The following is a 14,376-nucleotide window of genomic DNA, read 5'->3' as shown; positions in this document are numbered from 1 at the left end:
AAAGCAGTTTCTGCATTCAATCCTGTTACTTCCTGAAAACCTACCTTTGTTCCGCCCCAATCTACTTCAAAGGCAAATTTTACTAATGGATATGTACTCATAATTTTATTTATATTTAATTGTTATTTAATTTATTCTATGCTTCTTGTAATTTGTGTGAAAAACGCAACACAATAAACTCAGCAGGACGCACGGCAGCCATACCGATCTCGATGTTCATTCTTCCTTCTAAAATATCCTGAGCAGACATTGTTTTGTTCAAACCAACACTTACGTAATAAGCTTCTTCTGGCTTGCTTCCGGCTAATGCTCCGTCTCTCCATTGCTGATCAAGGAAGTTTTCGATCATAGTCTGTACACGGATCCATGTGTTGGCAGTATTGGGTTCAAAGACGAAACGTTCTGTAGATTTCTTCACAGATTCTTCCACCATGTTGAAGAAACGACGTACGGATACATATCTCCATTCATTGCTGTTTCCATCCAGTGTTCTTGCTCCCCAAACCAATGTTCCTTTTCCTGTAAAAGTTCTGATCGCATTGATTGATTTCCCCCCCGTTGGATCTACATTAAGATTCTCTTGTTCTTCATGAGAAATTTTTACTGTAGGTGCTACTACGAAGCTAAGTCCAACGTTAGCTGGTGCTTTCCATACTCCGGAAGTGCTGTCTACTTTAGCATAAACTCCTGCCATTGCTGATGATGGAGCTAAAACCACTCTTTTAGACTCAATGGCTCTTTTAGCCAGGTTGTACAATTCTGAATTGCTCAATTTTAAGTCAGCTAATTTTGTAGCAGTAGTTGTAACAGGTACAAGAACTCCTGAACCATTGGTTTCTTTATAACTCGTGATCGCAACATCTGCATCATCAAAGCTATAGCTCAAAACGGTTTCCAATTTTGGATAATAGGCTGCTCCATATTTTAAACGTTCACCACTTGGCCCAGAAGTAGGCCCAGAAGCTCCTTTAAATGAAGCAACATCTCCAACCACATCCATGATAACAAACCTGTCTTTCATGTCTTCAGCCTGATCTAAAGCCTTATTGTATAACTGGTAAGCATTTGCTCCTAACGCTTCAGCATCCGGGAAAACAATCAATGTAGGTTCGTCTTCTTTTTCTAATGATTTTAATCCGTATAATAAACTGCCAGCCGTAGTTTCTGTTCCTAAAGATGGAGCTGTTCCATACCCGTTTACAGAAACGATATAACATGGTCCGCCACCGTTAGCAAAATACATTTGCATAGCATAATACATTTTAAAAGTACTTACATTGCTATTGTTGACATTTGCCGTAACAACATTATCTTCAATCGAAATAGAGATTGCTGTTTTTTCTTTGTTTGCTGCTCCAAAAATTGTTTCGTATTCCAACATCGAAGCAATTCTTGTTGGTTCATTTCTTGGCCCTTTGTCTGTATGTCCAATAAAAGCTGGGATGGCCGTTTCTACTTGTGCTACTGATGGTGGAAATTTCGCAATTTCCTCTACGTAGGCTCCAGGTGTTTTGTAATTCATTTGTTAAAATTTTAAGTTATTATTAATTATTTTCAATAGTTAATCCTTCGTGTGCAATTTCTAAAGTTTCCACTGCTACCTCATTACCTTCAGCTTTCAAATCTGTTGACTGTAATTTTAGTGGGAATGCATTTTTCACTTTCCAGGTAACTGCCGGTTCTCCGTTCTCATCTAAAAGAGAAATCGTAATGGATCTGCGCTCTACTGTATTAAGCTGAATCGTCTTGAACCACTCAAAATACTCGTTATCACTCTTGAAAGTTCCTCTTTTTAAAGTGATGTTACTGAAGCTTGTCATTCCAGGCATTTTAATCTTGCTAAAATCCGGGCTTGCCCCATGTCTGTATTCAATTAAAGCAGTTTCTGCATTCAATCCTGTTACTTCCTGAAAACCTACCTTTGTTCCGCCCCAATCTACTTCAAAGGCAAATTTTACTAATGGATATGTACTCATAATTTTATTTATATTTAATTGTTATTTAATTTATTCTATGCTTCTTGTAATTTGTGTGAAAAACGCAACACAATAAACTCAGCAGGACGCACGGCAGCCATACCGATCTCGATGTTCATTCTTCCTTCTAAAATATCCTGAGCAGACATTGTTTTGTTCAAACCAACACTTACGTAATAAGCTTCTTCTGGCTTGCTTCCGGCTAATGCTCCGTCTCTCCATTGCTGATCAAGGAAGTTTTCGATCATAGTCTGTACACGGATCCATGTGTTGGCAGTATTGGGTTCAAAGACGAAACGTTCTGTAGATTTCTTCACAGATTCTTCCACCATGTTGAAGAAACGACGTACAGATACATATCTCCATTCATTGCTATTTCCATCCAATGTTCTTGCTCCCCAAACCAATGTTCCTTTTCCTGTAAAGTTTCTGATCGCATTGATTGATTTTCCTGATGTAGAATCTACGTTAAGTGCATCTTGCTCTTTATTAGAAATTTTTACCGTTGGTGCTTCTACGAAGTTCAGTCCAACATTAGCTGGTGATTTCCATACTCCGGAAGTACTGTCTACTTTAGCGTAAACTCCTGCCATTGCTGATGATGGAGCCAATACTACTTGTTTAGATTCAATTGCTTTTTTAGCCTGGTTATACAATTCTGAATTCGCAGATTTCAAACCGGCTAGATTGGTAATACCAGATGCACCAATCACTAAAACATCAGCATCTTTAAAATCATAGCTTAACACTGTTTTCAGTTTTGGATAATAGGCTGCACCATATTTTAAACCTGCAACACTTACTTTACTTCTAAAAGTAGTATCATCTCCAAGAACATCCATGATAACGAATCTGTCCTTCAATAATTCTGCCTGATCTAAAGCTTTGTTATACAAAGAGTAAGTTAAACCGATAGCAGTTCCATCGTTAGATCTGTTAACAACTAAAGTGCTGGAAGCAGCAGCAGCGGCAGCAATAGTATTAGCGGTAGTAAGGTCTGTATCGTAAGCAGTAGCAACAGCCTGGGCAGCAGCCTTAACAGTAACAATACTAGCATTACTAACAGCAGCAGCAACCTGAGTAGCCACTACAATAGCCTGAGCAGCTTGAGCCGCAGCAACTTGAGAAGCATTACTAGGATCAGTAATGACATAAGTAGCAGCCTTAGCAATAGCAGCAGTAACAGCAGCATCTGGAGTAGCAGCTGCTGCAACAACGTCTGAAACGGCTTTAGCAGAAACTTTAGCAGCATTAGCTGCAATTTTATTATTATCTGTAACCAGAGCAGCAGCCTGAGCAGCAGCGACATCTGCAGCTGCAGGAACCAGACCTTGAAGATCCGGGAAAACGATCAATGTAGGCTCGTCTTCTTTCTTTAACAATTCAAGACCATATAATAAGGTTCCTGCTGTTGTAGGTGTTCCTACAGTCACCGCACCCGTGTAATCTCCTACAGAGACGATATAACAAGCACCACCGCCATTAGCAAAATACATTTGCATAGCATGATACATTTTAAAATCGCTGATCTTAGTTTGTGTTGCCGTTGCAGCACCGTCCTTGAAAGCTACAGCGAAAATCTCCGGGTTTGATTTTCCAAAAAGGTCTTCATACTCCAACATAGAAGAGATTCTCGTTGGCTTATTTTTTTGTCCTTTCGCAGTGTACCCAATAAAAGCGGGAATAGCTGTTTCAACTTGCGCTACGGAAGGGGGAAATTTTGCCTGCTCCTCTACGTAAACGCCAGGGGTTTTGTAATTCATTTGTTAAAATTTTAAGTTATTATTAATTATTCCACGAAGTAAAACTTCGAATGTTCATTTGTGATTGATTGTATTTTTAGAATTGTTGTAATTTGTGCGAAAAGGTTAATAAGATAAACTCTGCCGGGCGTACTAATGCTATTTTGATTTCTACATCCATCGTATGAGAACCTTTGATTCCATCAACTTTTACTTCGTATGCTTCTTTCGGAGTGCTACCCGCTAATGCACCATCCATCCATTGTTCGTGAAGAAAATTTTCTATCGTAGCTTTTGCTCTTAGCCATGTGGAGAGTATATTGGGTTCGCTAATAAATTTTTTATCCAGTGCTTCACTGATTGATTGCTTAACCATATTATAATAACGGCGTACCTGTATATACTTCCATTCATTATCTTTCCCATCTACTTTTTTATCGTTTCCTTCAAGCGTTCTGGCTCCCCAAACTAATGTTCCCTTTCCTGTAAAAGTTCTAATAGCATTGATTGATTTCCCTGAAACATCTATGTTGAGATCCGCCTGTTCCTGATCGGAAACTTTTTCTGTGGGACTCATCACATAATTAAGACTTACATTTGCCGGAGCTTTCCACACTCCTTTTGTACTGTCTATTCTACCATATACCCCTGCCATTGTGGATGATGGAGGCAGAATAACTTTTAAAGATTGAATAGCCTCTTTTATTTGATTGTATAATAATGAATCAGAAGTCTGCAGATTTTCCAATGTGATCCCGTGTGCATTTCCAAAAAGGTCTTTTGCTGCTGAAACGCCCTCAATTAAATCATTAAATTCATTTAAAAAGTTGATATCCACGCTGTCAATTGTCCCGTTTTCTATTGCTTCGATGGTAGCAATGGGCTCAATAAGATCAACTTTCTGATCTGCCGTTTCATTGATCTCTTCTACAATGGCTACCGCCTGAGCTAATAAATCAGCAAGTACAAAAACATTGGCAGATGCAAATAATATTTCATCACTGGCTAGTCTTCTTAACTCCTGTAAAGCCTTTTTCTCATTCGCATAGAAACTATCACCATTACTTATTTGCCCGTCCTGCAGACCTTTATGATCAATAATAGCCTTATCGTCAAAAGTATAGTTCAAAATCGTTTTTAAGTAAGGAAAATAAGCTGCAGAATGGCTCGTTGAGTTTACCTCTTTTCTAAAGTTCACAATAGTGTTGAACCCTTTTGAAAGGGCTGTAGAATTTCCATAATACGTATCTAATAAAGCAAATCTATTTTTTGTTTCATCTTTTGCTTTACCAATTACTTTATTATAAATGATATAAAAATCGTCTTCATTGGGTAACGAGATGGCATCAGGGACAAGAATAAGGATTGGCTTTTTTATAGCTTCGATCATATTGAGCCCATCATTCAGTGAAGATAATAACACACCTCCTGTCAAAGGATATGTCCCTACAGAAACAATATAACATGGCCCGCCACCATTAGCAAAATACATTTGAAGCGAATAGTACATTAAGAATTGTACCTGAGGGGCTACAACAGTTATTCCTTTGCCTTCTACATCTTTTAGTTGGAGATTTTCTTTTTTTGCTTTTCCAAAATGATGTTCATACTCCAAAAGAGAATTGATTTTTAACGGCTTATTTTCGCCAGAAGGCATTAATTCGGTATACCCAATGAATGCCGGTATAGCCGTTTCTACTAATGCAACTGAATATGGAAGTTTTGTAATTTCTTCAACTGAAACACCCGGTGTTGTTGGATTTAACATGTTTAAAAGTTTAGATTAATGGTTATTAGTTTTTTGTTTTTTATGGTTAATTAACTTTAATACCTTTTATATTAACGTCGTTAATTAATTCAATAGTGGAAGTACCTTTAGCAACGATTTTTACTACGCTGATTTTGTATAAGGCAGAAGGCATTATCTTTCCGCCCAACAATCCCCAGATATAGCTCAGCTGGTCAAAAGGAATGGAGTGCAGTTCGATTCTGAAATCGACATCTTTTGTCGTCTCAGGGTCAATATAACTCAGCACATTGTTTGTTTGAAAAACTTCAATAACTTTTGAAATATTTATTAAAGCATTGGAATATCTGGTCCTGTTGGCAGAGATCATCACATACAGGTTCAAATAGGCCGGAGCATTCTCCTGCTGCATATCATATCGGGTTGGATTATCGCTTATTTTCTTCTTGGTGTAGCGCGATCTGTTTTTCAATGTTGACTCTTCCTCAACGTTCAGCAGAGTAATGACTACTTTATTTTCAAGACCTGAGGTATCATCATCATGCTTTGCTATGTCATCAACAACAACAATATCACGTAAATCTACTGAACTGTTCAGCTGATCTTTTAAAACTGTTAATACATTATCAATCATAATTTCTGTTTCTTAATTATTATGATGCAAACATACAATCCCCCCCTCCCAAATGACAAATATTTTGAGGTATCAATACAGTCTTTGCAGTAAATAGGATTTTTGTTTTTATGAAAAATTAAAAAAAACAGAACCATCAAAAACCTTATAACCAACTTATTAAGTATTAAAATGAAAAATAAAAATTTAGTCTAAGAACTTTGTTAATCCAATAATGACGAAGTTTGAGCTTATTATTGAAGTCTGTTTTGTAGATAAATTACTGATGCTGTTTAAGCTTTTTACAACCGCAAAAGGCACAAAAGTTTTAATGCTTAAATCTTCGTTTTTGCCTGATATAATAACTTAAGAGTTGAAAATTTTCTTCTTCCGGAGGGGCTGTAAATTGAAGACTGACTGGATGATAAAAATTTCGAATCCAAAATTTTCAGCTTCCAAAATCAAAACCAGTCACTCTTCCCGAGCTCAGGTCTGTTTTCTTATTTTCCTCATCAGAAATATTTCTTTTTTGCACCCAACAATTTCTAAAAATTATAAGCCTTCATCATGAGGAAGTGATTTTGTCTTTTACTGCAAAGACAGAATGCAGGGGTCTTATAATTCGTAAAATGATTTCCCTTCTTCTAATTTTGACCCAATAATTTTTAAATAGTAATCACATGAATCTCAAAAATCTTTTTGGCAAGCGCAATGAAATCATTGGCGGCCATTTCAATGAACTGCGCTCAAAAATGGGCATGGCAGATCAAAACGAAGAATCTATTTTCTCTTTAAGAGAAGAAATCTGTAACGCATGCCCTTTAAAAAACGGCAACAACTGTAATGCTATGAAATGGCTTAATCCTGAGACATTGGAAGTGCTAGATGGTCCACAAGAAGGATTTATCAGAGGTTGCGGATGCAGACTGAGTGCAAAACAAAGATCCAAATTAAGCGTTTGCCCTGCGGGTTTCTGGGGAGGAGAATTCGACTAAAAATAAGATGGTTTGGTGACCATCAATATTGTATAATTAAAACCTATTTAATGTGATGCAAGATCATATCATTCAGAAAGTTGTTGTTGAAATTACACTCAACAACAAAGAAAAAGCATTGAGCATAAAAGAAGATATCAATAGCTTTTTGTCTATTGACGTCTTTCCAAAAATAGAACAATACATCAACGCTTTAGAATATAATTTGACTGATCATACGCTACAAATCCCCCGTTTAGAATTGGATCTGGATGTAAAAAGCAGCTCATTAAATACGGAATTAAAAGATAAAATTGCTCAACTCTTTAAAGAAGAACTGTCAGAAGTTATTAAACCCATTGTAGGTCCGGATCAAAAAACAGAAAGCGAATCTAAGGCATACCTGATTGGCAATCAGGAAAAAATACTCCAGGCTTTTATCCATTTCTTAGAAAAAGGACATATGCCATGGTGGAATTCGGATAGAAAAAGCATTACCTTTTTGGAACCCGCAGTATTTGACATCCTGATTCTGGCTGACAACTTTCAAAAAAGGATCATCCCTGTTTTGTCGAAACCACACGTTCAGGACCGAATGATCAATCAGCTTTCAGACAAGCAAATTGCGCAGTTATGCCTGACAATTGTACAAAATAAGGAGCTAACAATCAATGTAGAGGCTGATATACTTCGTCGTATATCAAACCTGGGCCATCCTGACAGACTCATCGTATGGCGTTTGGTCTTCAAGCTACTATCAGAGTATTTGAACTCATCCAATACTAATCTTCAGGAATATCTTTTACAACAAATATCAAAAATAGAAACAGCTGGTTTACCACAAGCAAAAAAAACGAACCAGAATTGGAAAACCGTAGTTGAGATATTCCCTTTTATTAAAGAAAATGAAATTCTTGAAAGCATCAAGAACAATACAATTGACAGCCCGGAAAACCAAAGAACTTCAGCAGAAACTCCAATGGAAACCATTCATCAAAACAATGCAAAAATCCAGGAAGATCTACTCCAGAACGATGGACAGTATATTCAAAATGCAGGGCTTATTTTGATCCACCCATTCATCAAAACCTTTTTTGAACATTGTGATCTTCTGCATCCAAAAACGCAGCAGCTTACTGACCCTGAATTGTGCGCTCATTTATTACATTATATCGCTACCGGAAATACAAACGCTCCTGAATATGACATGATTTTTGAAAAATTCTTATGTAATATTCCAATGAGCCAGACCATTAACAAGCATGTAAAACTTTCGCGCAAGCACAAAACACAAGCTAAAAATGTAATAGAAAGTGTTCAACACAACTGGAGTCCGATGAAAAAATCATCTGTAGCATTACTGCAAAACGAGTTTTTCCAGCGGCCAGGAAAATTGGCTACCACTGACTATGATTATACCCTTACCGTAGAACGAAGAACACAAGATATTTTACTTGATAGGCTTGGTTGGGGAATCGGTCTTGTTAAGCTGCCATGGCAGGAAAAATTCATATTTATCAACTGGTAATGACCTTTTTATTGATGGGTTTATACAATCCCAAATCTACTGCAGCCCTATCATTCTATTTCAACAATATCAACTCAAAATAAAATTATGGAATCTCTTATTCACCATGAACAGAAATCATTAATAAAAACAAAAATTAATGAAAAAACAGAACGAACCCATCACTTATTTCAAGCCAATGAGGTAAATCACAACTCATTAAATGAAGAAATGAAATGGTTACAATCGCTTATTGAAATACGGTGCAAGGAACTGTTTTTGGAAGATGAGATAGAATTGAATGTAGGGTATGAAATACCTGAACCACCAGAATCAGATGATGAATCACCTTACTCGGTTACGATAAATACTCATCAACTTACCGTTGTAGACAGAATAATTTTAGCGTTGGGTATTGCTTCGGCTCATTATCCATCTATCCTAAAAACATTTGTGCAAATAGAAGAAAGCAGTCATGCATTTGCTATTGAAGCAGGGGGTGAATATGATAAAATCAACCGCAGCTTTAAGCCAACTTTTCAAACCTCACTTTTTTTGCTTGCTGGCAAAGATTTATCCCTGTGGTCACAGTATGGTGCACAGCTCATAAATGGAAGTGTACTCTTGAAAAACGACATTATTTACAATCGTTCTTCCACAGAGTTTATTCATGGAAAAATTGAATTGGATACCGCTTATCTCAACTATTTTTTATCCGGTCAGAAACCACAATTAGACCACGGTTCTTACTTTCCTGGGAAGCTTTACACGTCTGATCTCACCATGGATGATATTATTTTAGAAGAGAATGTCAGAGAACAAATAAAACCCATTGGACATTATATAAAAGCATTGGAAAATGGATTTTTCACAACCAATGAGCACAGCTTTAAACCTGGCTTTATCGCTTTATTCTACGGTGCGCCAGGAACGGGAAAAACGATGTTGGCAGGAATACTGGCCAATACATTTGGTATAGACATGTATCATGTAGACCTCTCACAAGTGGTCAGCAAATACATTGGTGAAACGGAGAAAAATCTTGAAGTGTTGTTCAACAGGCTGCAAGGTAAAAACAGCATGTTATTTTTTGATGAAGCTGACGCTTTATTTGGAAAACGTTCTGATGTAAAAGATGCTCATGACCGCTATGCCAACCAGGAAGTTTCGTATCTGTTGCAGCGAATTGAAAAATTTGACGGATTAACAATCCTTGCCTCCAATTTCGAGAACAATATGGATGATGCTTTTAAGCGCCGTATAGATGTATCTGTAAATGTAATACGACCGACAGAGACGACCAGAAAGACCCTTTGGGAGCATTATTTACCTAAAAATATAACCTTTGAAAGTGATGAGCTTTTAAAATATTTAACGAAGGAGTATTCTTATACTGGTGCTAATATCCGCAACATTATGAAAAATGCAGCTATGGCACTCTATGACCGTAATGAAACCATTATTACGTATTCATTAATAAGTACCTATTTAATGATAGAAAACGAAAAGGCTTTCGGAAAAAACCAGTCTCGTCTGAGCCCATTTGTACAAAAATCAGAATAAACCCTTAGCACATTATAATGAACTTATCTAATAACCAATAACATGAGCAGACTTAAGAAAACATTTGCGCCGAGGGCTGGCAGGTCCGAAACGCAAACCGATGATAATAAAGAGGATGAAAAAAAATATGAGCAGATCACCGATCAGGACAGCAAAATATCTCTTGCAAAAACAGAAGTTACCCAAATAACATACCTCCCTTTCAGAAACAGGGCATTTAATAAAATTGAAAAAGGCTCATCCAGAATACAGTTTTCAAATAGCGGACTGCATGTATTGGCTCTCAATAAAGCACTCAATGCATTAGGCCACAAAGTACCTGAAAACGAAGCTTTTTTTGGGGATACAACGAAGATTGCACTCATCAACTTCCAAAAACAGAATGGTATTACAGGCTCTGGAATTTTTGATAAGGAAACTTTATTGAAAATGAATGAGGTATTAGAAGCAAGTAAAGATAAAGCTAGCAATAATACTGTCTTATCGGCAAAACCAGAAAAGCCTAAGATCATTGATTCTAAAGACTCAGATTCTATTCCTTATCCTATTGTTGTAGTAAAAAATCAAAAATTTAATGGAAAATTAATTCAAACTGATGAAGACCTTAACCGCTTTGCTGAGTATAAGATGAAGATAACGCGCCCTCTTACATGGAAGCCAAAATTTACGGATGAATATGTTAAAGATTTGGTGTCTAAGGGCGGATCTGTTATATATACAATATCTTCGAAAACAAATAATGCAGAAAAGGAAGTGGAAGCACTTTCACCTGCTAAAAAACAATTTATCAGAAATGCAGCAAGTATTACCGATTACATTCAAAACATACGAATACTTGATTTATTAAAACAATTATCAGAGGAAGAAATAGCCGATTATAAGAGTAAAGTTTCGGCAGAAACAGCTAATATGGCTGCAATTGAAGCTTCACTTAAAGCTTATATTAAAGCCCGGGATAAAAACCAGAAAGATAATGACGAATTAGAAACTGTAAAAACCAAGCTTTATGGCTTAGAAGACTTGTATAAAGAATATGCAGAATACAAATCGCTTCTAAGTTATAATAAACCTGTCCATTCCGGTCAACGTTTTAGTACGAGTAAAATAGAAAATGATCGTATTGCTGCCATCAATGCACGCAACAATGTTGCTGCACAAAAACTTACTGAAAATTTACATAAAAATGGATTTAAATCTATTTCAGAATTCGAAAGTTTTATAAAAAGATATGAAACGGCTTTTGAAACCGAAACCGTCCGCATTGGTGTAGAAACATTACAGCATTACAAGCATACTTTATATAAAGAGGCACAAAAGCTAAACGACAATGTCTTTTTAGATAATCTATCGCAAAGTATTATAAAATCAGGAGCTAAAGAAAATTATAAAAGAGGGGCTGAAATCAAAGAAAGCTCAAAAAGAGTACTTGAACATGGAATAACTTATATTGATCATGAAGAATACAATCTTGGACAAAGCAAAGTAAACAATGCCGATAAGTCGATAAGCACACTGTCAAGCCAAACACCATTAGTTAACGATCCTAGTTTTGATAAAGAAGAATTTGCAAAAGTTGGTAACAAAAAAGATTTAAAAATATTTTTACAGAAATACATCACTTCACAAAACCAAAAAGTAGATAGTGTTATCAATAATATAAAAGAGAAGCCAGAGCATATCTATGAACTCGATAATTTATTTAAAGCCTCTTATGCAAAACAACGTATTGAAAAAGGAACTATTTACGATCGGATTATTACGGCAAAATATACAGAATTAAGCAATTTAAAAATACTATTGGGTATTTGCACAGCTATTTTTGCCATTGCTCTTATTGCAGTTACTTGGGGGGCAGCCGCTCCGGTAGTTCTTGCTGGTGGCATTTTATCTCTGGCAGTTAGTATTGATGTTGCTTATGACACCATCAATGAATATAAAAACAACAAAGAGTTTCATGATGTAGGCTTACTCTCTGATGACCCAAGTTTGGTTTGGGTGGTAATTGCCATTGCAGGGGTTGCCTTAGATGCAGCATCGTTAGCAGTAGTATTAAAATCGGCCAAACCTATTTCTGAAGCTGCCAAAGCTTTTAACCAGGCTGAAGACACCGCCAATGCATTAGCTAAGCTGGAAAGCGATTTAGCCAAAATCAAAGGTCTTGAAGACAAAGTACAACTAAATATTGTTAAACAAGCTAAAATACAAGCCCAACAACAAAAAATACTAACCGGTTTTGTAAAATCCAGACAGCTTGTCTACGCAACAATACCATATTTAGAAAAAACAGGTGAGTTATTAGCCCGGGCAGTATTTGCCATTCGAAAAGGATTTGTTACATTTGATAGTTTTGTAGCCGAACTCAAACTAGCTAAGTTAATAGAGGAAACAGGATTAACCTCTCAAGAACTACTTCTGGTAAAAAGCACCTTTGAAAGAGCAAAAACCTTAGCTAAAGATGATAAGCTATTTATTGAACTCGAAAAAGCAATAGCAGATAATGATCTTGCCAAGGTAAAAAATTTATTCGAAGAAAATGGAAAACTGACAGGCGGAAAATTGCCAAAAGATGCTGATTTTAACCCGAAATTAAAAAACATTACATCTGATGAAGAAAAAATAGCAAAAGATATAAGTAAAGCAGAGCCAACAGGAGATTTTAGTAAAAAAGGAACCAAGAAAAGTAGGTTTGAACAAACTGAAGATATTGCCCCTGGAAAATTACCATATGGAGAAGTGCGAATAATGAAGGTAAAAACAATTAGGCTTATGCAGAATTCCATCAGCAACCCTACAGGAGATTATTTTGTGCTTGAAAATGCGTATAGACTATATAAAGGTGAAAAAATACCTACAAGTAATATAAAAGTATGGTATAATACGGCAGAAGATGCAGAAGGAATTTGGACCGTTGACCACCGACGATTAGCCGCATATAAAATTGCAGGACGGGAAAACATTCAGGTCGAATACATATATCCTAAAGAGCTTATGTCTAAAAACACATTCAAAATGACTACAGAAACCAAAGGAACAGATATGAGTATTATCGTTTATTTGGATGAAAATGGGAAATTTGTAAATAATAAAACGGCGCCAAAGGACATTATTATTAAAAGAGAGGAATGGAAATTAATCGAACAGGAAAATGGAAGCATGATTATCAAAAATAACCAAGGAAAAACAGTACCTATAGAAGAAATAAAAAATTATTTACCTAATGAAAAATAACATGGAAGTTTTAGAAAAAATTCAGGAAAGTCTACCAGCAGACTCTATAGATCTTACCTATATTGATGGAGTTTTAAATAAAATAATAATTAAATTTATAGAGGATAAGAAAAATACTGTACTTATTTTTTATAATATTTTAGAGTATAATCAAAAAGCATTTGAAAGTAAAGATAATTTAAATACCCTTTATATTGTCAAATCAGATGTATGGTTAAATAAATACAAAGAAAATTTTAATAAAGAAAAATCAGAAAAGAAAGACATATGGGAAGAAGCAGAAATAGTTATAGAAGATTTTTCCGTATTTAATCATTATATTTTAAATATTGAAGGTTATGAATTTAATATTTTAGCCGAGGGATACAGTATTAAAGAAAGTAATTTCGAAAGATATAGGGATCAAAAAATAATAAAAAAACTAGTATCATGATAACATTTCCAGAATATACAAGAAAATTCAGCCCTGTATTCCCGTTTTTACAAGAAGGAACACAAATGTATAAAGGTAAATCTTTAGAGTATTACCCTACTTCTAAAAAAGCATTTTCAATTGCTAAAATATATAATACAAAAGTAGAAAAGACAATCAATGCTGGTTTTCTATTTATAGATGTACAAGAAATATGTCAGAAATATAAATGTGAATCTCTTGAAAATGAATTAAATTGTGATAAAGATGATTTACTCCTTTCCAGCTATATCCATTCAATAGACAATACATCTGAAATAAAAACCTACATTTTAGACTTCGGAGAAAACATTGTTTTAATAAAAGCAAAAGATGTTCAATTCATTGAAGAAGACATTTATTTTGCGTAATTATACAAGTTTCATAAAAAAACAAAGATATGATCTATCTGTTTTCATATTGAAAATATCAACCTGGCAGGTGATCTGTTATATGGCTTGATAAAAAACCGGTTGGGTGGAAAATCTATCTAATTGGAATAAAAATTTTGTGAGAAAAGGAGACCTGTAAAGTAGCCTGCACACCAATAATATAAAACCACAACGCAAAAAGTT

Annotated in this window: 11 protein-coding genes; 6 read left to right on the top strand and 5 right to left on the bottom strand. The window is 35.5% G+C overall.

Going from position 1 to position 14,376, the window contains the following annotated elements:
- Positions 1 to 136: 136 nt before the first annotated feature.
- The 5 genes from C1634_RS06345 to C1634_RS06325 form a co-directional block, all read right to left on the bottom strand.
- The gene (locus C1634_RS06345; protein WP_109738062.1) at positions 137 to 1,522 is read right to left on the bottom strand and encodes a phage tail sheath family protein; all 1,386 of its coding nucleotides are present in this window, start codon (positions 1,520 to 1,522) and stop codon (positions 137 to 139) included.
- Positions 1,523 to 1,544: 22 nt separating this feature from the next.
- Entirely contained in the window at positions 1,545 to 1,976 is a 432-nt protein-coding gene (locus C1634_RS06340; protein WP_109738061.1) for a phage tail protein, read from the bottom strand.
- A gap of 35 nt (positions 1,977 to 2,011) precedes the next feature.
- Positions 2,012 to 3,739, bottom strand: coding sequence for a phage tail sheath family protein (locus C1634_RS26280; protein WP_103234550.1), 1,728 nt, complete (start codon positions 3,737 to 3,739; stop codon positions 2,012 to 2,014).
- 76 nt (positions 3,740 to 3,815) lie between these two features.
- Positions 3,816 to 5,486: a phage tail sheath family protein gene (locus C1634_RS06330; RefSeq protein ID WP_103234549.1), complete on the bottom strand. Its 1,671-nt coding sequence runs from the start codon at positions 5,484 to 5,486 to the stop codon at positions 3,816 to 3,818.
- A 46-nt stretch (positions 5,487 to 5,532) separates the two neighbouring features.
- Positions 5,533 to 6,099 carry a DUF4255 domain-containing protein gene (locus C1634_RS06325; RefSeq protein ID WP_109738060.1) on the bottom strand — a complete coding sequence of 189 codons (567 nt, stop codon included), beginning with the start codon at positions 6,097 to 6,099 and terminating at the stop codon, positions 5,533 to 5,535.
- A 737-nt stretch (positions 6,100 to 6,836) separates the two neighbouring features.
- Here C1634_RS06325 and C1634_RS06315 point away from each other — a divergent pair.
- From C1634_RS06315 to C1634_RS06290, 6 genes are all read left to right on the top strand, one after another.
- Positions 6,837 to 7,073, top strand: a complete 237-nt coding sequence (locus C1634_RS06315) for a hypothetical protein (RefSeq protein WP_123921398.1) — start codon at positions 6,837 to 6,839, stop codon at positions 7,071 to 7,073.
- Between the two features lie 55 nt (positions 7,074 to 7,128).
- Complete coding sequence (locus tag C1634_RS06310; protein ID WP_103234546.1) at positions 7,129 to 8,580, top strand: contractile injection system tape measure protein; 1,452 nt, start codon at positions 7,129 to 7,131, stop codon at positions 8,578 to 8,580.
- 87 nt (positions 8,581 to 8,667) lie between these two features.
- Positions 8,668 to 10,122, top strand: coding sequence for an ATP-binding protein (locus C1634_RS06305; protein ID WP_103234545.1), 1,455 nt, complete (start codon positions 8,668 to 8,670; stop codon positions 10,120 to 10,122).
- Between the two features lie 42 nt (positions 10,123 to 10,164).
- Positions 10,165 to 13,350, top strand: a complete 3,186-nt coding sequence (locus C1634_RS06300; RefSeq protein WP_109738058.1) for a peptidoglycan-binding domain-containing protein — start codon at positions 10,165 to 10,167, stop codon at positions 13,348 to 13,350.
- Entirely contained in the window at positions 13,340 to 13,783 is a 444-nt protein-coding gene (locus C1634_RS06295) for a hypothetical protein (RefSeq protein WP_103235512.1), read from the top strand. Before C1634_RS06300 ends, C1634_RS06295 begins: the two co-directional genes overlap by 11 nt.
- Positions 13,780 to 14,172, top strand: a complete 393-nt coding sequence (locus C1634_RS06290; protein ID WP_103235511.1) for a hypothetical protein — start codon at positions 13,780 to 13,782, stop codon at positions 14,170 to 14,172. Before C1634_RS06295 ends, C1634_RS06290 begins: the two co-directional genes overlap by 4 nt.
- The last annotated feature ends 204 nt before the right edge of the window (positions 14,173 to 14,376 follow it).

Origin of the sequence: Chryseobacterium viscerum (assembly GCF_002899945.2) — a bacterium.
GTDB lineage: Bacteria > Bacteroidota > Bacteroidia > Flavobacteriales > Weeksellaceae > Chryseobacterium > Chryseobacterium viscerum.
Note: the sequence above shows the minus strand (reverse complement) of the source record. Positions and strands in the feature narration are given on the sequence as shown.